The organism is Alloalcanivorax xenomutans (assembly GCF_900217905.1).
Classification (GTDB): domain Bacteria; phylum Pseudomonadota; class Gammaproteobacteria; order Pseudomonadales; family Alcanivoracaceae; genus Alloalcanivorax; species Alloalcanivorax xenomutans.
Window position 1 is genome coordinate 60,963 of the sequence record NZ_OBMO01000001.1, and the last position, 22,798, is coordinate 83,760.

Sequence of the window (22,798 nt, forward strand, 5' to 3'; positions counted from 1 at the left end):
ATTAATAAAAATAACGTTCCGATTCCCCCGCCGCGGCCCGGGTCGGATAACAATCCGTACAGGCGTGCCGGAAATTTTGTCAACGCCTTGGAAACATGACTCCATAAAACAATGCGCCGTGTCACTTGAGAGGGAACTGGGACCATGCATATCGCCATACTGGATGACGAGCCTGCCGTACTGGCCCAGGTCAGTCAGGCCCTGACTGGCCCATGGGGACGACATAAAGTCACACTGAAGATTTCCACCTTCTCCACTTGCAAGGAATTGATCCAGGCGACCAAACGCCACACCTTCGATCTGGCCATTCTCGATTGGGAATTGCCGGACGGCAGCGGGGTGGAAGTACTGACCTGGTTCACCTCCTACCTGGAGTCGCCCCCTCCGGTGATCATGCTCACCGTGCGCAATAGTGAACAGGATGTGGTCGAGGCCCTGACCAGCGGTGCTGAGGATTTCATTAACAAGCCCTTCCGGGCGCGGGAACTGAAGGCCCGGGCCATCGCCGTGCTCCGCCGCCGCAATGGCCCCTTGAGTGTGGAAAAAGGGAGAGAGGAAGACCCCAGCCACGGCAACATCGTGTTTGACGTGAATCGTCAGACCCTGCATCGCGACGGCCAATCGGTCAAGCTGACGCATCAGGAATACCGGCTGGCCTTCCTGCTGTTCAGCAATCTTGGCCGCCCATTGGCCCGGGCGTATTTATACGAGTATGTCTGGGGTAAAGACGAACAATTCTCGTCACGCACTCTGGATGTACATATTTACCGTGTCCGCCGCAAGCTGGGACTGACCCCGGACCACGGCTGGCAGCTCAATGCCGTTTACGGCTACGGTTACCGCCTGCAGGAAACCGACCCTTCTTAGCCCTGGGACAATGGCAAGCCGCTGCCTTCCCACTCCGTGTACACCAGCACCGCCCCGCCCGTCGTCAGCGCCCGCTCGAACGCGTCACGCACCGCCGGCCGGGCCTGGTGCAACTGCCCTTCGATGAGAACCCCATCCCGGGCGACAAGAACCTCGACCCACCCATGTTCCCTGGCCACCCGCTCCATGCGCGAATAGTCGTGGTATCCACAGAGACGGTATTGGCGGGAGAACACCATCAACGGCTGCCAGGCCCCCACCCAGCCCTCTTCCATCGCCTCACCGACAGCGAGAGCACAACCAATGAACACATGGATCTCGTAGGTGGAATTGGCGCCCACCATTGCTCAGCCCCTCTCTTATTATTGTTTACTGCCGGCCAGGCCGACTTTTCTATCGAAAGGGAACGGCGGCGGGAAATAAACAGCCTGAAATAAGGGGACAGATAAAAGATGCAAAATGACCCGAATGAACCGGCATCTGGGGTCCAGAGAATACAGCGGGGAGGCAACACAACAAGCGGGGCAAGAGCCCCCGCCGGTACCGCAAGCGAGACGCCATAGGGAAAGGAGATCAGAGGAAGAAGCGGCTTGCGGCGGCCGGCGGGCATTTCACTATAGGCGCCCCATCGGAGCCCCGGAAGCCCCCTGTTAGACCTATTTGGAATCAATGACGCCTGCTCATTCCCGGCCCCGGCGAGGACATTCCAGAAGCTCTCCAACTGCATTGAATTTAAAGGAAAAAACCATCCTCCCACTAACCCACGAGCTGCCTCTTGAGAATGCCTCTGAAGCGCGGGATAGTGATTGCCACGGCATCTTGTGCCAGCGTTCAATAGGCCATAATTCGCTTATCAACCATCACCGGGGAACACCATGACAAGCTATCAGGGCCGCTGCCTGTGTGGGCAGGTCCGCTTCCGGATTTCCGGCCCGTTCAAGCAGTTTCACCTTTGCCACTGCAGCCGCTGCCGGCACGCCACCGGAAGCGCCCATGCCTCCAACCTCTTTATCGGCAATGACCAGATCGAATGGCTGGCCGGCGAAGAGCGGATACAACGTTTTGACTTGCCGGAGGCACAGCGTTTCGCGCGCGCCTTCTGCCGCCACTGCGGCGCGCCGGTGCCGCATCAAAGCCGGGACGGCAACGGCTTCATCGTCCCCGCCGGCAGCCTGGATCAGGCTCCGGACCGGCAGCCGGACGACCACATTCATTTCGACAGCCGCGCTCCCTGGTATAACGGCACCTTGCAGGCCCCCCGATTCTCCGCGGCGCCGGGCTCGCCACCACCAATTGACCCGGCCTGACGCCTCCGTTAACGTTGCGCCGCCCACGGAGGAAAACGATGGCCAAGCAAGTCCCGCAATTGGAAGAATCCCTGGATAATCTGGAAGCCCTGGTGGAACGCATGGAATCCGGCGAGATGACTCTGGAAGAGTCGCTGCGCGCTTTCGAGGAAGGGGTAAAACTCACCCGCCAGTGCCAACAGGCGCTGTCCCGGGCCGAACAGAAAGTACAGATCCTCCTGGAACAGGACCCGGACGCCGAACCGGCCCCCTTCGAGACCCCCGATGGCCAATGACAATCTGGGCCTGGGGTCTTTCGCCGACGACGCCCGCGCCCGCCTGGAACAGGCACTGCACCGCTATTTGCCGGAACCCGCCGCCTGCGATGCACCGCGCCTCGCCGAAGCCATGCGCTACGCCGCCCTGGCCGGCGGCAAGCGGATCCGTCCATTGCTGGTCTACGCCGCCTGCCAGTTAAGCGGCGGCACGCCGGAACAGGCCGATGTCCCAGCTACCGCGGTGGAGCTGATCCACGCTTATTCGCTGGTACACGATGATCTGCCGGCCATGGACGACGACGACCTGCGCCGTGGCCAACCCACTTGTCACCGTGCCTTCGACGAGGCCACCGCGATTCTCGCCGGCGACACTTTGCTCACGCTGGCCTTCGAGCTGCTTGGTGACGCCGGCGATTACCCCGCCGCCACCCGGGTCGGCATGGTACGCACCCTGGCCGGGGCCGCCGGGGCCACCGGCATGGCGGCAGGCCAGATGCAGGACATGGAAGCCGAGGGCCGCTTGCAGCAAGTCAGCGCCCTGGAACGCATGCACTATCTGAAGACCGGCCGCTTGATCACCGCTAGCCTGCATCTGGGTTATCTGGCGGCGAACCGTCCGGATCCGGCCCTGGAACAAGCGTTATTGGGCTTCGGTGATGCCATCGGTCTGGCATTTCAGATTCAGGACGACATCCTTGATGTCACCGTGGATACCGCGCAATTGGGCAAACCCAGCGGTTCGGATGAAAAACAGGGTAAAAGCACCTTCCCCACCCTGATCGGCCTGGAGGCCAGCCGCGAACGGGCCCAAACCCTGTGCCAGCAGGCCCGCGGGCACTTGCAGGGTCATGGTGAAGCGGCCCGGCCGTTACTGGATCTGGCCGACTACATCGTCCGCCGCGGTCACTGACGGGGTTGCCACAACCCCGTTATAATGACGTTTTTCCGCACCCTCGGCCTGGACCGGCCGCCGGCGGCGGAACATCGCAGCTCCGTTCAGAGGCAGTTATGCCAAAGACCTTTACCGACATCCCGCTCACCCGCCCGGCCACGCCGCTGCTGGACAGCATCAACGCACCGGCGGATTTGCGCCGGCTGGCGCCACACCGGCTCGAACAACTGGTGGACGAACTGCGTGCCTACCTGTTGTTCGCGGTGGGCCGCAGCGGAGGCCACTTCGGCGCCGGCCTCGGCGTGGTGGAGCTGACCGTGGCACTGCACTATCTGTTCGATACGCCCCATGATCGTCTGGTCTGGGACGTCGGCCACCAGTGTTATCCGCACAAGATTCTCACCGGCCGCCGCGAGGCACTGACCTCCATTCGTCAGCAACACGGGCTGTCCGGCTTTCCCAAACGAAGCGAATCCCCCTATGACACCTTCGGCGTGGGCCACTCGTCCACCTCGGTCAGCGCGGCTCTGGGCATGGCCCTGGGCGCCCGTCAGGGCGATAAGGACCGGCGCACCGTGGCAGTGATCGGCGATGGCGCCATGACCGCCGGGCAGGCGTTCGAAGCCCTCAGCCACGCCGCGCACACCCGCGCCAACCTGCTGGTCATCCTCAACGACAACACCATGTCCATCGGCCACAACGTGGGCGGTCTGGCCAACTATTTCGCACGCATCTGGGCCTCCAAGACCTATATCGCGCTGCGCGAAGGGGGCAAGAAGGTGCTGTCGGCAATGCCGGCGGCCTGGGATTTCGTGCGTCGTACCGAGGAGAGCATGAAGAACATGGTGAGCCCGGACATGCTGTTCGAGGCCATCGGTTTCAACTACATCGGCCCCATCGACGGCCACGACCTGGACGAGCTCACCGCCACCCTGGAGAACATGCGCGACCTGGAAGGGCCGCAGCTTCTGCACGTGTACACCACCAAGGGCAAGGGCTTCGCTCCCGCCGAGGCGGACCCGGTGGGCTACCACGCGCTCAACAAGATCGAACCCAAAGCCAAGGTGGAAGTAGCCAAACCGGCCAAGGCCAAGGGCCCGAAGTATCAGGACGTGTTTGGCCAGTGGCTGTGCGACATGGCCGAGCGAGATCCGCGCGTGGTGGGGATTACCCCGGCCATGTGTGAAGGCTCGGGCATGGTGGCGTTCCGTGACCGTTTCCCGGACCGCTATCACGACGTGGCGATCTGCGAACAACACGCGGTGACGTTGGGCGCCGGTCTCGCCTGCGAAGGTCAGAAGCCGGTGGTGGCGATCTATTCCACCTTCCTGCAGCGGGGCTACGACCAGTTGATCCACGATGTCGCCCTGCAAGAGCTGGATGTGACCTTCGGCCTGGATCGCGCCGGCATCGTCGGTGAGGACGGCGCCACCCATGGCGGCGTTTTCGATCTGGCCTACCTGCGCACCGTGCCCAATATGGTGATCGCCGCGCCCAGCGATGAAAATGAATGCCGGCAACTGCTCTACACCGCCTGGCTGCACCAGGGGCCGGCGGCGGTCCGCTATCCACGCGGCACCGGCCCCGGCGCCGTCATTGAAGACACCATGACGCCGCTGCCGCTGGGCAAGAGCCGGGTGCTGCGGGAAGGCAAGGGACCGGTGGCGATTCTGTCCTTCGGCGCTTTGGGCGAAGCCGCCCGGGAAGCCGGCGAGGCCCTGGACGCCACCGTTCTTGATATGCGCTGGGTCAAGCCACTGGACCGCGACGCGATCCTCGAGGCCGCCGCCAGCCATACGTTGCTGGTCACCTTGGAAGATCATCAACGCATGGGCGGCGCCGGTTCGGCGGTTAACGAGCTGCTGATGGACGAAGGCGTGGTGATGCCGGTGCTGAATCTGGCGTTACCGGATGAATTCGTCCACCACGGCAAGCGGGAAGCGTTGCTGGCCGACCATGGCCTGGATGCCGCCGGGGTCGAGCGCCGGATTCGGGACCGCTTGCAGCGGCTGGACGCGGCCCTGCCCAACCGGGCGTAAGCGCGGCATTCGCTGCCAAGGCAGCTTCCCACAGAGGGGGCTAGGGATCCGCCGCGGGAGCCTGCCTGCAAGCGAATGCCCCAGTGCCCCGGCCCATTAACGACCATGCTCCCAGGGTAATGGCCGCGACACCGCGATCACGGCGACGGGGAACGCAGCCGCCAGACACACCGGGCCACCATCAGCACGAGCAAGGCGTACAAGCCCGCCACCAAATCGTCCAGCATGATGCCCAACCCACCCGTCAGGTTCTGGTCCACCCAACCCACCGGCCATACCTTGAGCACGTCGAAGAAACGGAAGCTGGCCAAACCAAGCAGCCCCCAAAGAGGATGCCGGGGCACTACCGACAGCGCCAGCAGCAGTCCTCCCAGTTCATCCCAAACGATGGCGGGCGCATCCTCAACGCCGATCACGTCGGTCGCGAAGCCACACAGCGGTATCCCCACCACCACCACGCCGCCCAGAACCATGGCATAGAGTCGCCGGGAACAGGCCGCCAATGGCCACCAGAACAGCATGAACAATACACAGCCCATGGTTCCGGGCGCCCAGGGCGATAGCCCGGCCCCCATGCCAATAGCCAGCAGAAACAGGATGGAAGACGGTGTCATGGGCTCGACCTCGCTACCCGAAGTGACGCCAGCCACCGGGTTCCGCGTCGCTCACGCGCCCATCGGGATAATGCAATCGTACCCCCGGGCCATCGGTGACCCGGCCGATGGCCCGGGCCCCTGCCGGGACCGCGACACCGGCCGGCCAGGTAAACAGCAGACCATAATCATCGCCGCCGGACAGTTGCAGCGCCCAACGGTCTTCCGCCTCCAGCGCCGCCAGCTCGTCGTTCACCGGCAGGTCCGCCAGCACCAGCTCCGCCCCCAGGTCGCCGCTGGCGCGCAGAATATGCCCCAGATCCTGCAACAGGCCGTCGGACACATCGAGAGCGGCACCGGCACGCCCGGCCAGCGCCGCGCCCCACTCCAGCGCGGGGCGCGGGCGGGCGAAATGCCGCGCGCTTTGCGAATCGCGAACACCGGCCCGCCAGTGACGCAGCCCCAACCCACCCTGCCCGGGCACGCCGGTGACCGCCAGGGTTTGGCCCGGCTGGGCGCCATCCCGGCGCAACGCGCGCCCCGGCAATACCGAACCGGTGGCTTGAATGGCAATGTTCAAGGGCCCCCGGGTCACGTCACCGCCCACCAGAGAGATGCCGGCCTGATCGGCCAGTTCGAACAGGCCGGCGCTGAAATCGCGCAGCCAGTCGGGATCGGCTTCCGGCAAGGTCAGGGACAACAGAAACCAGCGGGGCGTGGCACCCATGGCGGCGAGATCCGACAGGTTCACCGCCAGGCAGCGGTAACCGATATCGGCGGCGGGCATATCCTTGGGGAAATGACGGCCGGCGACACTGGTATCCAACGTCATCACCAGTTGCTCACCGGCCGGGGGCGACAGCAGGGCGGCGTCATCGCCGGGGCCGAGGACCACGTCCTCGCCCTGGCGATGATGAAAGTAGCGGCGGATGAGAGCGAACTCGTCCATGCCAGCTCCTGTTCATGAACGAAAGGTCGGGAAAAGCGCGTCAGGAAGGCGGCGGATCGTCGGGCGCGGCGCCGCCGGGCCGGGTTTCCGCCGCGCGCGCCCGGCGGGCCAGCTTGTCCAGAACCCCATTGACGTACTTGAAGGAATCATCGGCACCGAACACCTTGGCCAGCTCGATACCTTCGTTGATCACCACGCGATAAGGCACATCCAGGCGCTCCCGCAGTTCGAAGGCGCCGATTCGCAGGATCACCTTCTCCACCTGGGACAACTCTTCCACCCGGCGGTCCAGAAAGGGCCTCAGCGACTCGTCCAGATCAGAAACCCGGGCGGGCACGCCGTGGAGCAGATCATGAAAATAGCTTCGATCGACCTTGCTCATGTCGTTCTGGGCCAGAAACTGAGCCTCGATATCGCTCAGCGTGGTCCCCGCCAGTTGCCATTGATACAACGCCTGCAAGGCGTAACGCCGGGCTTTGCGACGGGCGGCGGGGGTGGAGGACGAAGCGGGAGTGGTCATTAAAGGGCCTTGAACAGAGAAACCATTTCCAGAGCGGACAAGGCAGCTTCCGCGCCTTTGTTGCCCGCCTTGGTACCACTGCGCTCGATGGCCTGTTCGATGCTGTCCACGGTAAGGACGCCGAACGCCACCGGCACACCGGTGCTGTTTTGTACCGCGGCGATACCTTTGGCGGCTTCACCGGCGACGTACTCGAAATGCGCGGTACCACCGCGAATCACCGCGCCGAGGGCGATGACGGCGTCATAATCCCGTTTCTCCAGCACTTTCTTCACCGCCACCGGCAGCTCCCAGGCCCCCGGCACGCGAATGATTTCAATATCCGCGCGTTCCACGCCGTGCCGCACCAGAGTGTCCACGGCGCCAGCCAGCAGCGCTTCCACCACGAAACTGTTGAAACGCGCCACCACCAGGGCGTAACGGCCGCCCACATTGCTCAAAGTGCCTTCAAAGGTTTTGATGTCTTGCATGATCCCATCCTGCTAACCCACCGCACCAGGTAACGCCAGTGCTTACGGTGGTGTCTACTGATGGCCAGACGCTGGACGCCCGGCGCCTGACGCTTTTGGGGTTCAGCGTCTCGCGTCCGGCGACTCGCGTCCAGCGTCTACTGTTCCGCGTCCACGTATTCCACGATCTCCAGGCCGAAGCCGGACAGCGCGTTGAACTTCATTGGCGAGCTGAGCAAGCGCATTTTACGCACCCCCAGCGCGGTGAGAATCTGTGAGCCGGTGCCGATGTTGCGGTAGGCCCGGGACTGTCCCTTTGGCTGCGTGGCGGTGCCGTCGAAAAACGCCTCGATCCGATTCAGGGTCGGTGCCGCCGCCTCGTCGTCCTGACCAAGGATGATTACCACCCCGCACTCCGCGCGGGACACGGCATCCAGCACCCGGTGCATGTTCCAGCCGGTACGGCCGTCGATCTTGGCGCTCATCAGGTCCCGCAGCGGGTCCACCTGATGCACCCTCACCGTCACTTCCCGGTCCTCGGTGATCTCGCCTTTCACCAGCGCCACGTGTACGTGCCCGTCCACCGTGTCGCGGAACGCCACCAGGCGGAAGTCGCCGTACCAGGTCTCCAGCGGGTGCTCACTGACCTGTTCCACGGTCTGTTCATTGAGGGCGCGGTACTGGATCAGGTCGGCAATGGTGCCGATCTTGAGGCCATGCTCCTGGGCGAACGCCTCCAGATCCGGCCGCCGGGCCATGGAGCCGTCTTCGTTCATCACTTCGCAGATCACCCCCGCCGGCTCGCACCCCGCCATCATCGCCAGATCACAGGAGGCCTCGGTGTGACCGGCACGGCGCAACACGCCGCCGGGCTCGGCCATCAGCGGGAAGATATGCCCGGGCTGGACGATATCGGACGCCTTGGCATCACGGGCGGCGGCGGCCTGCACGGTGCGCGCCCGGTCAGCGGCGGAAATACCGGTGGTGACGCCTTCACGGGCCTCAATGGAGACGGTGAACTTGGTGCCGAAACCACTGCCGTTGGCGCGCACCATCAGCGGCAGATCAAGTTGCTCGCAGCGTTCCTTGGACATGGGCATGCAAATCAGCCCGCGCCCGTACTTGGCCATGAAGTTGATCGCCTCGGCGGTCACATGCTCGGCCGCCATCACCAGGTCGCCTTCGTTTTCCCGGTCTTCATCGTCCATCAGGATCACCATTCGGCCCTGACGGATATCCTCGATCAGTTCTTCAACGCTGTTGAGCTGCATAATTCAAACCTGCCTGCGGACCGGCGCCGGGCCGGTCCCTGATGAGTCGTCGCTGATGCTTTACTTCACGAAACCATGTTCCGCCAGCATCGCCATGGTGATGCCGCCGGAACCGGGCTCCGCCGCCCGTTCGCCGAGCAGTAACCGTTCCAGGTAACGGGCAATGATATCAACTTCCAGATTCACTGGCGTGCCCGCTTTCCAGTCCTGAATGGTGGTCACGTCCTGGGTGTGGGGAATGATGTTGAGAGAGAACACCCGGCCATCCACCTCGTTGACGGTGAGGCTGATGCCATCCACGGTAATCGAACCCTTCTTGGCGATATAACGGGCCAGTTCCGCCGGCGCTTCGATGTCGATGCGCACGGATCGGGCATCGGGGGTCAGGGACACCACCTTGCCGAGACCATCCACATGACCGCTGACCAGATGACCGCCCATGCGCGTGGACGGAGTCATCGCCTTCTCCAGGTTGACGCGGCTGCCCGCCTTGAGCTGCCGCAGCGAGGTCAGCGCCAGGGTCTCACCGGAGACGTCGGCGGAAAAGGTGTCGCCGCTGGCCAGCTCGGTCACGGTCAGACATACGCCATTGACGGCGATGGAGTCGCCCAGCCGCACATCGGCGAAATCCAGGTCGGCGCTCTGGATGCGCAGGGTCACGTCACCGTTGCTGGGAATCAGGGCGTCGATATGGCCCTGGGCCTCGATAATGCCTGTAAACATGGTGGTACCTCTGAATGGTCCGGGCGGACAGGGACAGACCGCCGCGAAGGCGTAGAGCCCCGAAACAGGCTCTCAGGCGCGGCAAATGATAAACGTCCAGGGGGCTGGAGCCAAATCCGGCGCGCTCAACGCCGCCCGGGGTAACCTTCGGGATAGCAGGGCAGATCGTCATCGATCGGCCACCAGTTGGCCTTGGAGGCGGTGTAAGCATGCCAGACAGGGCGCACATCCAGCGGCTCGTTGATCAGGCCGGCGCGGATCCGCACCACATCCGGCAGATCGGCACGCCGGCTGAACAGCGGCGAACCACAGTGGCCACAGAACACCCGCTCCTTGCCCGGAGTGGACTCAAAGCCCTTCAACAGCGCCTCTCCGGCATCCAGGTGAAAAGCGCTGGTGGACACCGGAATATTGGTGGCGAAGGGCGTGCCCTGAGCGTGCCGGCATTGAGAACAATGGCAGACCTGCACCGGAGCCAGTTCCCCCTCGATGCGGAAGCGCACCCCGCCGCATAAACATTGTCCCGTGTACATTGCCGCTCCTCATCTGATGGCCGTTGCTGGTAATCGCCAGCTACAAGGCCGGCGCCAGTGTTACCGCGCTCCGCTCACAACACAAGGAGAGGATACAAGAACATCGGGACCTTCTCTCTTAGTCAGGCGCAGGCCGGCACCGGCTCCTGGATTCGCCGCAGCTCATCCACCAGGGCATCCACCCGGGACAGCGCATCGGCGATGGACGCCTCCAGGCGCTCGCCGCCCTCCTCCTGGTGCTCAATGGCGATCTCGTGGAAACGTTCGATGCCAATGAATTCCAGCGCGGTGCGAATGCTCGCTTCCAGATGATTCACATGTGCCAGCGGTCCACCGGGATTCATGCCGAACCCGCCCCGCGAGGACAGAATCACCGCATGGCGGGGCCGGTCGGCAAGCAGCGGCGTGAACGGGTCTTCCGGATTGGACGGGTCAAAATCCACGGTACGCCCGACCCGCACAATATTGTCGATCCAGGCCTTGAAGGCGGCGGGATAGCTGAAGTTATACATGGGCACCCCCAGCACCAGAATGTCCGCATCCAGTACTTCCTGAACCAGGGCATCGCTTTCCGCCAGCACCTCCTTCATCCAGGGCTGATGACGGTCGGGGGCGGTGAACGCGGCCTGAATCCACTCCACAGTGGTCAGCGCCGGAGGCCGGGAGCCGATATCCCGGCGCATCACCGCGTCTCCAGGCCGCAGGCGCCGCCACTGCGTGACGAAATGATCGGTCAGACGGCGTGTATGGGAGCCGTGCTCGTCAGTCCCTGAACGGCCGGGACGGGGGCTGGCGTCGAGATGCAATAACGTGGTCATGGCTCTGCTCCTTATTGAATGAGATTAATTCAATCGTTGTTGACATGAACCCCATAAAGCCAGAGCCTGACAACCGCGACAAACGACGTTTTTTTGTCGATTCCGGAAAATAAAACTCATCCATATAGGCAACATCCATGAGTGCCCGACGCCTGCCCCCGCTATCCGCCCTGCGCGCCTTCGAAGCGACCGCACGCCTGCGCAGCGCCAAAAAAGCCGCCGAGGAGCTGTCGGTAACTCCCACGGCGATCAGCCACCAACTGCGGCAGCTGGAAGAGCATCTGGGCGTCCCCCTGTTCATACGCCGCCCACGGCAACTGACTCTCACCGCCCAGGGGCAGGCGCTGCGAGCGGTATGCACCGACGCCTTCGACGCCATCGATGACGTGGCGTCACGACTGAGACAGACACCTCAGCGACAAAGCGTCACCCTGTCCACCATTCCGTCGGTGGCGGCGCGCTGGCTGCTGCCCAATGTCTGTTATCTGAGAGAAGAACAACCGGACCTGAATCTGAGCCTTCAGGTGACTTATGACGTACTGCCACTGGACGGCATCGCCGCCGACATGGCAATCCGCTATGGCCACGGCCCGTGGCCCGGACTGGAATCGGAAAAGCTGTTCGATAACGTCTTCGTTCCCGCCTGCAGCCCGGCGCTGGGGATCAGCCAGCACAGCGACCTGCATCACCACACCTTGCTGCATTACCAACCCGCCACCGCTTCCGGAGCGGCGCTGGGCTGGCCCGCCTGGCAAAAACTGGCCAGGGTAGCGGGGTTGGATATCGATGCCGGCCTGGCACTCTCGGACGACACCCACATCGTCAGCGCCGCCCTGGACGGTCAGGGTATAGCGCTGATGAGCCGGGAGTTGATTCGGGATGAACTGCGCAGCGGCCGCCTGGTGCAACCGTTTGGACCGGAACTGCTGGCGCAGCCATTCCACCTGGTCTATCCAAAGGAACGGCTACGGGAGCAGGGTATCGCCGCGGTGCGGGACTGGGTGATGGGACTGGTTAGATGATCGCCGGATAAGGGCGAATCGCGCCCCCCGGCACTACCTCGGTAACAGACGAATACGATAATCGTGACTGACGGAGGACGGCTGGGTTCCCGTTGCGCGTTCGTAATCCGGATGAACTCGCAGATAGTACAATCCGGTTTCCCCCGCGACGATATCATGACGAATCCCTTCGCAGTTCCGGGCTCCCGGGCTCGATGCCACCGTTTCATAGCCCTGCCCACTGACCTTCGCCAACAGCATTTCCATGCCCCATGCCGGCGGCAACGCCTCATCGCCACAGAGGAAATTATCCACCACCAGGGTTTTGCCCCCCACGCCGACATAAAAGAAGTAGTGCGAGAAGCTGTTTTCCGTGGCATATGCCGAGTGTGTCAACGGCGGTGTACTGCTGCCATCACGGATTCCCGCTTTGCCATGGTGTGGCACACGATCCGGGGCAATCACCATCGGTTGCTGCGGGTGCCCGTCTCCCAGGCGCTCCACATAAACACGTACTTGACGAGCTTCGCCCCCGGTTCGGATGCGAAAATACATCCGACTACCTTGTCTTCTGGCCGAGGTCGCCACCGAGCAATTGCCGTGGTTTTGACACTGCTCATAAAGACTGGCATTGCCATTACCGGCGGAAACGCTCTCCAGATAGACAGGCGCATCATTCGGAACGGGATCGGACTGCTGCACGACAACCCGATAACTGGCGTCCGTCGGCGCATCCAGATAGAGCCCGGCTTGCCCATACTCACCGCCGACCATCAACGACTGCCCGTCGCCACCAAGACACAGGCGCCGGTTATGCTCCGAATGACTTCCGTCCGGCCCCGGCGAGCAACTGGGCGCGTACCCTGCCAACAGGCTCTGAACACCGCCCAAATAAGGCGGAAACGCCTCCCCCGAGGCGTGCGGATATTGCCCCGACAGATGTCCCTGGAGATGGGTCAGAAGCGCACTCTCGTCATTATGCTCCGCTATTAGTTCGGCATAGCCCGTCCACATGGTCTGCCAGAACGTGCGGGCCTCTTCATTCTCGGCGCCACCGGCGGCAAAGCCTTCCCGCGCCGCCGCCAGCCCTTCCATGCCCCCCTGTGCCATTGCCGACAGAATCATCGGCAAAAGGCCGATTTCCTGATAGTAGGCCACATCCAGCGTCTCGCCGACGATAAACCCTTTCAGCATGTCCAGTGCCCCCGGCGGCATGCGCAGCCCCGTCAGCGCGTGGTATTCCAACAGGGTGCTTTGCAGCGCCGCCGGATAATCGTCATCGTGCTCCGCCAAAGCCGCTTGCAAGCGCGCGCTGATCAAATCCGTGAGCGGATTAATGTTGCCCTTGCCGTCCGCCACGTTCACCACCGCTCTCAGCGTTATCGGCTCCGAACTGAACTGGCCGTTACGCTCGTCGAACCAATAGCCCTGAACTTTCAGCAATGCCGGGCCGCTCAGCCCGGTCGCCGCAAACGCATAGCGGCCTTGCTCGTCCACCGTGGTTTCCAGAACTCGCGCACCTTCATCCACGGCCCCCAGAATCAATGGCACCAGCGTTACCTTGGATCCCGCCTGAAAAGGCCCTTTTTGCACCACTCCCGCCAACGGCCCACCCTCCGGCGGGGACGGCTCTTCCGGGGGATTGTCCTGCTCGGGATCTTCCAACGGAGGCTCGTCATGATCCGGTAAAGCGCCTGACGAAGCCGGCCCGCTGGATGATGAACCACCACAAGCGACCAGTAACATCAACACTGGCAACATGGCCCAAATACGCAATGTCATTATTTTCCCCTCCCAGGACCGCCCGCGGCTTGCCCCACTCACCCGGGTATTGAGACCATGGAGCAAGAACCAGCAGGCTTATCCGGCTTGTTATACCAAGGTGGTTGAATTAGAAGCCCGTGACCGGACGCTGCTCGCCGGTGGGATCGTCAATGACTTTGCGCAACGAACCCTGCTCACGGGTGTTGGCGTAATACACCTCGGTGGTGTCGTCATCCCGCTGTACCTGAATCAGGCGGTGCGGGCCAGGGGCCAGACCGTACATGGAAGCGGAATAGCAAACGCCGGCTTCACACTGGCCGTTATGCTGGCCCAGCACCACATATCCCGCCTTGGGATCGGCGGCGCTGACGGCGGCGATTTCCCTGTCATTGGTTTCCAGAAACACCTCGCTCAGCTCTGTCATATTGCTGATGGCGTCGCCGTTACCGCTGAGAGAAGCACCGATCCAGCGGGCGTCCTCGATCACCACGGCATCACTGCCGTCAATCTTTCTGGCCACCGCGTCATCACGACCGGTGATGTGCGCACGGGTATAGAAGATCCAACCGTCGCGGCTGCCAAGCACCTCGCTCTGGATACTGCCGCTCCAGTCCGCCTCGGTGGTATCCAGCACTTTTCGATCACCGCCCTGGCTGTTCCAGCTCACCACGCCATTGCCAGCCGAAGCCACCACCCGCCCTTCATCAGCAATGATAAAACCAAGCTCCCAGCCAAGCGGTTGTTCCTGTTCGGACAACACGGACCAACCCTCGCCTTCCACCCGGTAGATATCTTGTGGGGTCATACCGAAAAGTTCAGCGATACCGAAATACAGCACGCCGCCCTCCCGGGCCAGATGCCGTTCCTGAGGCACTACCGCCCCTCCGGCAATGCCCTCGGGGAAAACCAGAGGTTCATTGCTTTCATCCAGAACCTGAACCAATTTTTCAAATGGCTGAGTGGCGTCGTAACGCCATAAAGTGCCGCCTTCGGAAAGACAAGGGCGCCCGGCAATACCCGTATCAATAACCGTATCAATGATCAGATATTGGGAGCCATCGTTCAGCGGACCACCCAGCGGAACCGCTCTTTTTGCTTCCCTGCCGCCTGGCAGCAGGTTTGTATTGGAAATACTGTTACCGCCTTCGGGGTACATATGATCCATGGCCAGCCGATAGCCCCCATCACATTGAGTGCCGCCATAGTCACTGAGAACAAGATAGGTCTGTCTGTTCAGTGAATCATTTGCACCAAAGGCATCAATATCAACAACATGATGGACCGTTCCTCCGCCACTTGACCCTGGCGCATCGCCAGGCCCAAAGGTCATCCGCACGCGCTTTTCATTACCTGGCAAGCCATACACCACCGCCGCATCGCCCGAGTCCGAGTAATTCTGGCGAACCAGGGTGCCGGCGCCGGTCACCGCCGCGCCGAGATAGGTTTCCGACGACACCCGAACCGGGTCGGGTGCCCCCACCTCCGCGCCCACCCGGGCAAAGCCCTCGGAGGTTTCGCTGCCGTTCAAGCGGTTATGCAGAAACAGCACGTCCGCCACACGGTAATCGCTGACGCTACCATCGCTCGCATCAATGTTCGCTTCATAGAGCGGCACATAGTGGCTTCGCCCCATATCATCACCCTGTGCGGAATCCCGGGTATCCAGCGGCAGCGCTGTCGGCATCTCGGGGTTGGCCGGGTCCAGGGCGTAAAGCACCGAACGATACATGGTTTGGCCAGTGCCCGGGTTCTCTCCGGTCTCGTAAGAGTGGCTGAAGTACAATAGATCCTGATTGTCGGCATCACCGGTCAGGCCGGACAGCGTTCCGGCCCCACCATCAGAGCCATCACCGGGATCATCACCTCCTGAAACATTCCCGCGACTACCCGAACCGCCACCTCCGCCGCCACAGGCGGCAATGGCAATACCCAGCGCCAATACGGCCGCACCCTTCCATACCTTTCCGTCATTATTCATAGCTTTATTCCTTATATTCCCCTGTTGATATGAACCCGGCCTTTTTCCATCGGACGATTTCCAGTTTTCTCGTGGCGACCGCCCCAGGCGGGGCCACACGAAACGCCTCTCACTCCTGCTCATCCCCCGGCCGTAGACGCACATCAAAGAACAGATCCAGCGTCAGCGAATCGCCGCCGGAGGCGTCTTTGCCGATGCCTTCCAAACGCTCCAGGGAGCCCTGGTAGCGCCCTTTGAGCACCACCGTGTCCTCTCCACTTTTCAGATGCTCAAGAGTGAGCTTTCCCCCGCCTTGATTGCTATACACCGGGAAAAGACTGTTTTCGGGAAAGTAGGACACTTCCGGAGTGCCAATAAGGCGGCCGTTCATCGCGGTGAAGGAAAGCGCCACGGATTCCGCTATCGCGAACTTTTCCTCCGCATGGCCCTGCACCTGGTACACCACCACCCCGGGCGCAACATTTGAAAAGCGGGCAGTGGATGTTTGACCGTCACGCAACACATGCCAGGAGCGGGACTCTCCGCCCAGTTCTCCCTCCAGAGTATCAGCGCCCGCCGACTCAGCTTTCGCCGTGAGCAATACGACCAAGACCGCGCCCTGAATCGTACACATCAACAGATCAGTCCCTTTCTGTTTCATCAAACCTCTCCCTTAATGCCACTCTCACCACAAGAGGAAGGGACGGTGCCAAGGACGTCCTGCCCTTCATGGTCATCGGTCATGGCAGCATAGAGAGACACCGCCGCAAGCCCAATCCCACAAACGGGTACCCTCAAAGGGGGGATGGGCGGGCAACGGGGCCGCCGATACGGTTCCCGATCGATGTGAATGAATGGAGTGCGATGTGGTATATGTGTTCGGGTAACCGGGGAGAGGGGAAAACCAATGAAAACGGCGCTCATTGTTGAAGATCACCGGGAAAGCAGGGAATGGCTCACTGACCTGCTTCGGCAGGCATTCCCCGGTATATCCGTGGTAACGGCGGATACGCTATCCAATGCCAGCGCGAAGGCCAGCAAGGAGAATTTCAACCTGGCCGTGGTTGATATCAGCCTGCCCGACGGTAGCGGCGTGGATTTGGTAACCGAGTTGCAGGCCACGGCACCGGACACCTATATCGTCATGGCAACGATCTATGATGACGACAATCATCTTTTCTCCGCTCTGCAAGCCGGGGCCCTGGGCTATATCCTGAAAGACCAGCCTCGAACCCGCTTACTGGCTCAACTGCAAGGTATCGCCCGTGGGGAACCGCCCCTTTCTCCCAGCGTGGCCCGCCGAATTCTCCGGCACTTCCGGCGCACCTCCCTGCCCGAGGAGGTCCCCGATCTGACCCAGAGAGAAACGGATGTACTGCGTTTACTCGCCAGAGGCTTTACCCGCGGAGAAATCTCAGAAGCGTTGGATATCACCGCCAACACCGTAGCCAGCTATACCAAGACTATTTATCGGAAGCTGGGCGTTTCCGGCCGTGCCGAAGCCGCGCTGCAAGCGGCACGACTGGGGGTCATCAACAATGATCTCTGACACGTCACGATGGAGGCTTGCCCCCCTTCAGACGCTTTTGATAGCCAGTTTCCTTCTCCTCGCAACCATAGCACTTGCCGCCTGGCTGGCCACACGCGGGCCTTGGCTTGGCGTGAAGCTAATACCCGCTGACACTGAAGGACTACAGGTAACGAAGGTCGATCAACGGGGCCCCTTGGCTGGACGACTGCATCCCGGCGACCACATACGCGCTCTGATCATCCACGGCCGCCCGTTTTCGCTAAAAGGTTATGATCACCATCTCCAACCCCACGCCGAGCCCACCTTCCATCACTACAACACCTATCTCGACGTGGAAAACCAGATAGCACAAGCCCTCCGCGCACCCACCGTGACATTGATAGTCAACAACGACCAGCCTCTGACGTTTGAGCCCGCGCTTCATCGCCCACTGTCGTCCCTTCCGTGGACGTTCTGGTTGCTACATACCTATGGCTTGATTGCTTTTCTGGTCGGCCTTTCAGTATGGGTTTTTTTACCCGCCAACTGGCCCCCTCGCCTGCTCGCCATTTCCGGCTCAGGCATGTTCCTGGCCACTTGGCAACATAGCTTGTGGGAAGTCCGCGAACTCGCCTTGCCCGCATGGCAATTCGATGCCTTGATGAGACTGAACCATATTGGCGTTCACCTTCTTCTTGTTGCCTTTCTTGTGCTGTTGATCATCTACCCAAAGCCCTTGAAACATGCTTCGAAGCTCATTTTCCTTATCACCACCGCGGTCGTGCTCCAGCAAATCAACGAAAATACCCAGATGCTGGATCTTCCTCTACACAGCTTCTATTTGCCTCTGGTGCTCTACTATCCCCTTGGCATAACTCTCGTTGTATCCCAGTGGCGACGCGCCAGGAACAATCCGCTGGACCGTGCCGCGCTGCGCTGGGTTTTCCTTTCAATCCTTATCGCCATGGGGGCAGGGTTGGTGGTGTATTTCCTGCCCGTGGCCTTCAAGGTAAGCCCCATCGCCAACCCCGCCACTATGGTAGGACTGGTGGTCACCTTATACCTGGGTTTCGCACTGGGCATTCTCCGTTACCGGTTATTCCAGTTGGAGCGATGGTGGTTTACCGCCTGGGCCTGGTTTCTCGGTGGTCTCACCGTGGTTCTGGTGGATATCCTGGTGATTTCCGCCTTCGGCCTGAATCATGCCCATGCACTTGCCTTCTCCGTCATCGCGGTGGGTTGGGTTTATTTCCCCGTTCGGCAGTGGCTGTGGCGGCGGCTGGCCGCTTCCTCGGAAGTAAACATGGAGCGTCATCTTCCGGACTTCGTCGAAGCGCTATACAGCAATCCCGATGATCGCGCCTTCCCGCTTTGGCAGGAGCTACTCCGGAAAGTATTCCAGCCCCTTTCTCTCGACCGGATCGACGAAACCATTGAAAAGGCACGCCTTGCCGGAAATGGTTCCCGGCTTCTCCTTCCCTCGCCAGGCACGCCTTCAGGTGGGCTCTGTCTGCTCTATGGGCAAGGAGGCCGCCGGCTCTTCGGCAAGCGGGATACCGAGATCGCTCAAGCGCTGGTTTCAACCGCGAAGCGGATCAACAATGTAAGGCAAGCACGCGAAGCCGGCGCCATCCAGGAGCGCCAAAGGATCATGAGGGATTTACATGATGATGTTGGTGGGCGTCTTCTTACCCTGATACACACCGCCCCCAACGAACATAACGAAGAGTTGGCGCGCAACGCCCTAACCGCCTTGAGAGAGGCGATTCACGCTCTGGATCACAGGCACTGCTATGATCTTCAGGCGCTACTCGAGGACTGGTACGGAGACCTTCGGGAGCGACTGGGGCCGCGCTTCGACCTCAACTGGTCAATATCAGGCGATATGGATAAAACCTCCCTGCCCCCGCGTCACTACATAAACCTGCGGCGTATCCTGGACGAATCGGTCACCAACGCGCTCAAACATGGCGTGCCAAACACGCTGACCTTTAATGCTCAGTTGGACCAGCAGGGAGAGCTCTGTTTACTGCTGTGCAATGAAGTGAACCGCTTTTCTTGCTCTGAATGGAGCGACGGCCTACCCGGCCGTGGACTCAGCAACATGCGCACACGCATTGAAGAGATCAGTGGAGAGCTGTCACTTTACTGTGTACCTGGGAGTCCACGGCAGTTTTGCATGGAAGCACGCATTCCCCTACCAAAGGCCGACGCGAGGTACTTCATTACCGCCAAGTGAACCAGCCTTTCTATCCCACGCCGGCTTTTCGAGGCGCCTGAATCCCCAGCGCCCCTCCTCAGGTTCCCCCCCTATTTCAGACGCCGATCAAACACATGCTTGGCCTTGCCTTCGGAACGCGCCAGCGAGCCGGTATCGGCCACCTCCACCTTGGTGCTGATACCGATGTGGGTTTTCACCCGCTGCTGCAGCGCCCTGGCCACATCCGCCGCTTCGGCGGAGGACTCCGGTTTGCGCTCGACCCGCACCGTCACACAGTCCAGATTACCGTCCTTCTCCACATGAATTTCATAGTGCGGAGCCAAATCCTCGATCTTGAGAATCTGCTCCTCCACCTGGGTGGGGAAAACATTCACGCCACGGATAATCAGCATGTCGTCGCTGCGGCCGGTGATTTTATCGATGCGTCGCATGGGGCGGGCCTGGCCGGGCAACAGCCGGGTCAGATCGCGGGTCCGGTAACGCACGATAGGCAGTGCTTCCTTGGTCAGGGAGGTGAAAACCAGTTCACCGTATTCGCCGTCCGGCACCACTTCTCCGGTTTCCGGATTGATGATTTCCGGATAGAAGTGGTCTTCCCAGATGGTCGGGCCGTCCTTGGTTTCGATGCATTCCATGCCAACGCCCGGCCCCATTACTTCGGACAAACCGTAGATGTCCAACGCACTGATACCGAGACGGCTTTCCAACTCCTCGCGCATGGTCTGGGTCCACGGCTCGGCGCCGAAGATACCCAGCCGCAAACTGGACTCGCGCGGGTTCATGCCTTGCCGTTCCATTTCGTCGGCGATGTTGAGCATGTAGGACGGTGTCACCATGATGATGTCCGGCTCGAAATCGCGGATCAGTTGCACTTGCTTCTCGGTCTGGCCGCCGGACATGGGAATCACTGTGCAGCCAAGGCGCTCGGCACCGTAATGGGCGCCCAGGCCACCGGTGAAAAGGCCATAGCCGTAGGCCACGTGCACCTTGTCGCCGGCATGACCTCCGGCGGCACGGATGGAACGTGCCATCACATCCGCCCAGTTATTGATGTCGTTCTGAGTATAGGCCACCACCGTGGGCTTTCCGGTGGTACCGCTGGAGGCGTGCACCCGCACCACTTCCCGCATGGGCGTGGCGAGCATGCCGAACGGATAATTGTCGCGCAGATCCGATTTGGTGGTGAACGGGAAATGACGCAGGTCGTCCAACGATTTCAGATCGTAAGGATGAACACCGGCATCATCGAACGCCTTTCGATAGAACGGCACATTGTTATAGGCATGCGTGAGGCTCCAACGAAGACGCTCCACTTGCAGTTGCTTGAGCTCATCCACGCTGACCCGCTCCACCGGATCGAAACGATTCTCCAGGTTGAATGGCATGTTCATGCTCCGCCTCTCGTTATTCTGTCGTTGAGTCTGTCCGCGTTGCTTTCTGTTCGTTTAAAGCCGCTCGATCACCACGGCAATGCCCTGTCCCACGCCGATACACATGGTGCACAGCGCATAGCGCCCCTGACGCCGCTCCAGCTCGCACAAGGCGGTGGCGATGAGACGGGCGCCGCTCATGCCCAGCGGATGCCCCAGCGCGATGGCGCCGCCGTTGGGATTCACGTGTTCGGCGTCATCCGGCAGCCCCAGTTCCCGCAGCACCGCCAGGGACTGTGACGCGAACGCCTCGTTCAATTCGATGACATCCATATCGACCAGATTCAGGCCGGTCTGCGCCAGCACTTTCCGCGTCGCCGGCGCCGGACCGATACCCATGATGCGCGGCTCCACTCCGGCGGTGGCCATACCCACCACCCGGGCACGGGGTTTCAGGTTCCAACGGCACGCCGCCACTTCATTGCCGAGCAACAGAGCGCAGGCGCCGTCGTTGACACCAGAGGCATTGCCGGCGGTGACCGTGCCGCCTTCCTTGCGGAACGGCGTTCCCAGCTTGGCCAGTGCTTCCGCCGTGGTATCCGGACGCGGATGCTCATCTTCGCTGACGATCAGTGGATCGGCTTTGCGGCGCGGCACGCTCACCGGCACGATCTCGGCGTCGAACACGCCGGCGGTCATGGCACGGCCAGTTCTCTGCTGGCTGCGCAGGGCAAAAGCGTCCTGATCCTCACGGCCAATTTTGAATTGCTCCGCCACGTTCTCGGCGGTTTCCGGCATCGAATCGACGCCGTACTGTTCTTTCATCAGCGTGTTGACGAAACGCCAGCCGATGGTGGTGTCGAATATTTCCGCCCTGCGGGAGAACGGCTGCTCCGCCTTGCCCATCACGAACGGCGCCCGGGACATGGACTCCACCCCGCCGGCCAGCATCAGACTCCCTTCACCACATCGCAGAGCGCGGGCGGCGGTACCCACCGCGTCCATCCCGGAACCGCAAAGACGGTTCAGCGTCACGCCCGGCACACTTACCGGCAGACCGGCCAGCAACGCGCTCATTCGCGCCACATTGCGATTGTCCTCGCCGGCCTGATTGGCGCAGCCATAAAACACATCGTCCAGCTGCGACCAATCCAGATGCGGATGGCGCGCCATCAACGCCTTCATGGGCACCGCCCCGAGATCGTCGGCGCGCACCGTCGCCAGAGCGCCGCCGAAGCGTCCCACCGGGGTGCGCACGGCATCAAAAATCAGCGCTTCATTCATGCCTGGCTCTCCTCATCGTGAATCACCGGCCCGCGAACGCGGTAGGATTTGCCGCGAAACAAGGCCACTAACTGGCCGTCACCGCCGGTGACACGCACGTCGTAAACACCGGTTCGCCCTTTGCGGGTCAGCTCCCGCGCTTCCGCGGTGAGCACATCACCGCGCAATCCCGGCGACACATACTCAATGGAACAACCGGAAGCCACGGTGGTTTCGTTATAGGTGTTACAGGCAAAGGCGAAGGCGGAATCCGCCAGGGCGAAAATAAAACCGCCATGACAGGAGCCGTGCCCCTGGATCATGTCATCACGCACCGGCATGCACAGTACGGCGCATCCCGGAGAAACCGTTTTCAGCGTCATGCCCAGTTCGCGGGTAGCGGTGTCCCGCTGGTACATGGACTCGGCACAACGGCGGGCCAAAGCAACACTGTCCAGCGCCGCGGCGGCGGTATTCGAATCGGCCATGCAAAT

23 protein-coding genes are annotated in these 22,798 nt (G+C 61.5%); 8 read left to right on the forward strand and 15 right to left on the reverse strand.

The features are described 5' to 3' along the window. The first annotated feature begins 144 nt into the window (after positions 1-144). Positions 145-867 (forward strand): response regulator transcription factor, encoded by a 723-nt coding sequence (locus CRO06_RS00285; protein WP_097057444.1) that lies wholly within the window; start codon positions 145-147, stop codon positions 865-867. On the opposite strand, the gene CRO06_RS00290 is transcribed toward CRO06_RS00285, so the two are convergent. After that, positions 864-1,211, reverse strand: a complete 348-nt coding sequence (locus CRO06_RS00290; protein ID WP_097057445.1) for a hypothetical protein — start codon at positions 1,209-1,211, stop codon at positions 864-866. The genes CRO06_RS00285 and CRO06_RS00290 overlap by 4 nt on opposite strands. Before the next feature lie 531 nt (positions 1,212-1,742). Here CRO06_RS00290 and CRO06_RS00295 point away from each other — a divergent pair. The 4 genes from CRO06_RS00295 (at position 1,743) to dxs (ending at position 5,362) form a co-directional block, all read left to right on the forward strand. Beyond that, the gene (locus CRO06_RS00295) at positions 1,743-2,174 is read left to right on the forward strand and encodes a GFA family protein (protein WP_097057446.1); all 432 of its coding nucleotides are present in this window, start codon (positions 1,743-1,745) and stop codon (positions 2,172-2,174) included. 38 nt (positions 2,175-2,212) lie between these two features. Continuing rightward, on the forward strand, positions 2,213-2,449 hold the full coding sequence (locus tag CRO06_RS00300; protein WP_022993771.1) for an exodeoxyribonuclease VII small subunit: 237 nt from the start codon (positions 2,213-2,215) through the stop codon (positions 2,447-2,449). Next, positions 2,439-3,341 carry a polyprenyl synthetase family protein gene (locus tag CRO06_RS00305; protein WP_097057447.1) on the forward strand — a complete coding sequence of 301 codons (903 nt, stop codon included), beginning with the start codon at positions 2,439-2,441 and terminating at the stop codon, positions 3,339-3,341. Before CRO06_RS00300 ends, CRO06_RS00305 begins: the two co-directional genes overlap by 11 nt. Positions 3,342-3,439: 98 nt before the next feature. Next, the gene (gene dxs / locus CRO06_RS00310) at positions 3,440-5,362 is read left to right on the forward strand and encodes a 1-deoxy-D-xylulose-5-phosphate synthase (RefSeq protein ID WP_063140328.1); all 1,923 of its coding nucleotides are present in this window, start codon (positions 3,440-3,442) and stop codon (positions 5,360-5,362) included. A 137-nt stretch (positions 5,363-5,499) separates the two neighbouring features. Here dxs and CRO06_RS00315 read toward each other — a convergent pair whose 3' ends face one another. The 8 genes from CRO06_RS00315 to CRO06_RS00350 all read right to left on the reverse strand — a co-directional run bounded on the left by CRO06_RS00315 (position 5,500) and on the right by CRO06_RS00350 (position 11,218). Then, positions 5,500-5,976 (reverse strand): phosphatidylglycerophosphatase A family protein, encoded by a 477-nt coding sequence (locus tag CRO06_RS00315; RefSeq protein WP_097057448.1) that lies wholly within the window; start codon positions 5,974-5,976, stop codon positions 5,500-5,502. A 13-nt stretch (positions 5,977-5,989) separates the two neighbouring features. Then, positions 5,990-6,904, reverse strand: a complete 915-nt coding sequence (gene thiL, locus CRO06_RS00320) for a thiamine-phosphate kinase (RefSeq protein WP_097057449.1) — start codon at positions 6,902-6,904, stop codon at positions 5,990-5,992. Between the two features lie 40 nt (positions 6,905-6,944). Next, positions 6,945-7,424: a transcription antitermination factor NusB gene (nusB, locus tag CRO06_RS00325; protein WP_026949478.1), complete on the reverse strand. Its 480-nt coding sequence runs from the start codon at positions 7,422-7,424 to the stop codon at positions 6,945-6,947. Further along, positions 7,424-7,894: a 6,7-dimethyl-8-ribityllumazine synthase gene (gene ribH, locus CRO06_RS00330; RefSeq protein WP_014993227.1), complete on the reverse strand. Its 471-nt coding sequence runs from the start codon at positions 7,892-7,894 to the stop codon at positions 7,424-7,426. The genes nusB and ribH overlap by 1 nt, the downstream gene beginning before the upstream one ends. Before the next feature lie 137 nt (positions 7,895-8,031). Further along, entirely contained in the window at positions 8,032-9,144 is a 1,113-nt protein-coding gene (ribBA, locus tag CRO06_RS00335; RefSeq protein ID WP_022993777.1) for a bifunctional 3,4-dihydroxy-2-butanone-4-phosphate synthase/GTP cyclohydrolase II, read from the reverse strand. Between the two features lie 60 nt (positions 9,145-9,204). After that, a complete protein-coding gene (locus CRO06_RS00340; protein ID WP_097057450.1) occupies positions 9,205-9,867 on the reverse strand; it encodes a riboflavin synthase in 663 nt (220 codons plus the stop codon). Positions 9,868-9,992: 125 nt separating this feature from the next. After that, positions 9,993-10,400 carry a GFA family protein gene (locus CRO06_RS00345; protein ID WP_022993779.1) on the reverse strand — a complete coding sequence of 136 codons (408 nt, stop codon included), beginning with the start codon at positions 10,398-10,400 and terminating at the stop codon, positions 9,993-9,995. A 122-nt stretch (positions 10,401-10,522) separates the two neighbouring features. Next, positions 10,523-11,218 (reverse strand): FMN-dependent NADH-azoreductase, encoded by a 696-nt coding sequence (locus CRO06_RS00350; RefSeq protein ID WP_097057451.1) that lies wholly within the window; start codon positions 11,216-11,218, stop codon positions 10,523-10,525. 137 nt (positions 11,219-11,355) lie between these two features. Here CRO06_RS00350 and CRO06_RS00355 point away from each other — a divergent pair, with 137 nt between their 5' ends. Then, positions 11,356-12,240, forward strand: coding sequence for a LysR substrate-binding domain-containing protein (locus CRO06_RS00355; RefSeq protein ID WP_097057452.1), 885 nt, complete (start codon positions 11,356-11,358; stop codon positions 12,238-12,240). A gap of 33 nt (positions 12,241-12,273) precedes the next feature. Here CRO06_RS00355 and CRO06_RS00360 read toward each other — a convergent pair whose 3' ends face one another. From CRO06_RS00360 to CRO06_RS00370, 3 genes are all read right to left on the reverse strand, one after another. After that, a complete protein-coding gene (locus CRO06_RS00360) occupies positions 12,274-14,001 on the reverse strand; it encodes a hypothetical protein (RefSeq protein WP_097057453.1) in 1,728 nt (575 codons plus the stop codon). 109 nt (positions 14,002-14,110) lie between these two features. Then, entirely contained in the window at positions 14,111-15,961 is a 1,851-nt protein-coding gene (locus CRO06_RS00365; RefSeq protein WP_097057454.1) for a hypothetical protein, read from the reverse strand. A gap of 109 nt (positions 15,962-16,070) precedes the next feature. Continuing rightward, entirely contained in the window at positions 16,071-16,601 is a 531-nt protein-coding gene (locus CRO06_RS00370; protein ID WP_063140333.1) for a hypothetical protein, read from the reverse strand. Between the two features lie 246 nt (positions 16,602-16,847). On the opposite strand from CRO06_RS00370, the gene CRO06_RS00375 reads away from it, so the two are divergent. Both CRO06_RS00375 and CRO06_RS00380 read left to right on the forward strand, forming a co-directional pair. Further along, on the forward strand, positions 16,848-17,489 hold the full coding sequence (locus CRO06_RS00375) for a response regulator (protein ID WP_097057455.1): 642 nt from the start codon (positions 16,848-16,850) through the stop codon (positions 17,487-17,489). Between the two features lie 175 nt (positions 17,490-17,664). Continuing rightward, positions 17,665-19,689: a sensor histidine kinase gene (locus CRO06_RS00380; protein WP_143247694.1), complete on the forward strand. Its 2,025-nt coding sequence runs from the start codon at positions 17,665-17,667 to the stop codon at positions 19,687-19,689. Positions 19,690-19,760: 71 nt separating this feature from the next. Here the strand turns inward: CRO06_RS00380 and paaK are convergent, their stop codons facing one another. From paaK to paaI, 3 genes are read right to left on the reverse strand one after another with little or no spacing between them, the layout of a single operon-like run. Then, positions 19,761-21,056 (reverse strand): phenylacetate--CoA ligase PaaK, encoded by a 1,296-nt coding sequence (gene paaK / locus CRO06_RS00385; RefSeq protein ID WP_097057457.1) that lies wholly within the window; start codon positions 21,054-21,056, stop codon positions 19,761-19,763. A 60-nt stretch (positions 21,057-21,116) separates the two neighbouring features. Further along, entirely contained in the window at positions 21,117-22,325 is a 1,209-nt protein-coding gene (gene pcaF, locus CRO06_RS00390) for a 3-oxoadipyl-CoA thiolase (RefSeq protein WP_097057458.1), read from the reverse strand. Then, positions 22,322-22,792 carry a hydroxyphenylacetyl-CoA thioesterase PaaI gene (gene paaI / locus CRO06_RS00395; RefSeq protein ID WP_218839847.1) on the reverse strand — a complete coding sequence of 157 codons (471 nt, stop codon included), beginning with the start codon at positions 22,790-22,792 and terminating at the stop codon, positions 22,322-22,324. Before paaI ends, pcaF begins: the two co-directional genes overlap by 4 nt. Positions 22,793-22,798 lie beyond the last annotated feature (6 nt).

Bases quoted from the DNA above. Each gene is read 5' to 3' on its own strand.
- paaI (WP_218839847.1), bottom strand. From the start codon at position 22,792: ATGGCCGATTCGAATACCGCCGCCGCGGCGCTGGACAGTGTTGCTTTG.
- ribH (WP_014993227.1), bottom strand. From the start codon at position 7,894: ATGCAAGACATCAAAACCTTTGAAGGCACTTTGAGCAATGTGGGCGGC.
- CRO06_RS00315 (WP_097057448.1), bottom strand. From the start codon at position 5,976: ATGACACCGTCTTCCATCCTGTTTCTGCTGGCTATTGGCATGGGGGCC.
- ribBA (WP_022993777.1), bottom strand. From the start codon at position 9,144: ATGCAGCTCAACAGCGTTGAAGAACTGATCGAGGATATCCGTCAGGGC.
- CRO06_RS00360 (WP_097057453.1), bottom strand. From the start codon at position 14,001: ATGACATTGCGTATTTGGGCCATGTTGCCAGTGTTGATGTTACTGGTC.
- CRO06_RS00350 (WP_097057451.1), bottom strand. From the start codon at position 11,218: ATGACCACGTTATTGCATCTCGACGCCAGCCCCCGTCCCGGCCGTTCA.
- dxs (WP_063140328.1), top strand. From the start codon at position 3,440: ATGCCAAAGACCTTTACCGACATCCCGCTCACCCGCCCGGCCACGCCG.
- CRO06_RS00285 (WP_097057444.1), top strand. From the start codon at position 145: ATGCATATCGCCATACTGGATGACGAGCCTGCCGTACTGGCCCAGGTC.
- CRO06_RS00305 (WP_097057447.1), top strand. From the start codon at position 2,439: ATGGCCAATGACAATCTGGGCCTGGGGTCTTTCGCCGACGACGCCCGC.
- CRO06_RS00300 (WP_022993771.1), top strand. From the start codon at position 2,213: ATGGCCAAGCAAGTCCCGCAATTGGAAGAATCCCTGGATAATCTGGAA.
- CRO06_RS00345 (WP_022993779.1), bottom strand. From the start codon at position 10,400: ATGTACACGGGACAATGTTTATGCGGCGGGGTGCGCTTCCGCATCGAG.
- pcaF (WP_097057458.1), bottom strand. From the start codon at position 22,325: ATGAATGAAGCGCTGATTTTTGATGCCGTGCGCACCCCGGTGGGACGC.
- nusB (WP_026949478.1), bottom strand. From the start codon at position 7,424: ATGACCACTCCCGCTTCGTCCTCCACCCCCGCCGCCCGTCGCAAAGCC.
- CRO06_RS00340 (WP_097057450.1), bottom strand. From the start codon at position 9,867: ATGTTTACAGGCATTATCGAGGCCCAGGGCCATATCGACGCCCTGATT.
- paaK (WP_097057457.1), bottom strand. From the start codon at position 21,056: ATGCCATTCAACCTGGAGAATCGTTTCGATCCGGTGGAGCGGGTCAGC.
- CRO06_RS00290 (WP_097057445.1), bottom strand. From the start codon at position 1,211: ATGGTGGGCGCCAATTCCACCTACGAGATCCATGTGTTCATTGGTTGT.
- thiL (WP_097057449.1), bottom strand. From the start codon at position 6,904: ATGGACGAGTTCGCTCTCATCCGCCGCTACTTTCATCATCGCCAGGGC.
- CRO06_RS00370 (WP_063140333.1), bottom strand. From the start codon at position 16,601: ATGAAACAGAAAGGGACTGATCTGTTGATGTGTACGATTCAGGGCGCG.
- CRO06_RS00365 (WP_097057454.1), bottom strand. From the start codon at position 15,961: ATGAATAATGACGGAAAGGTATGGAAGGGTGCGGCCGTATTGGCGCTG.
- CRO06_RS00295 (WP_097057446.1), top strand. From the start codon at position 1,743: ATGACAAGCTATCAGGGCCGCTGCCTGTGTGGGCAGGTCCGCTTCCGG.
- CRO06_RS00375 (WP_097057455.1), top strand. From the start codon at position 16,848: ATGAAAACGGCGCTCATTGTTGAAGATCACCGGGAAAGCAGGGAATGG.
- CRO06_RS00355 (WP_097057452.1), top strand. From the start codon at position 11,356: ATGAGTGCCCGACGCCTGCCCCCGCTATCCGCCCTGCGCGCCTTCGAA.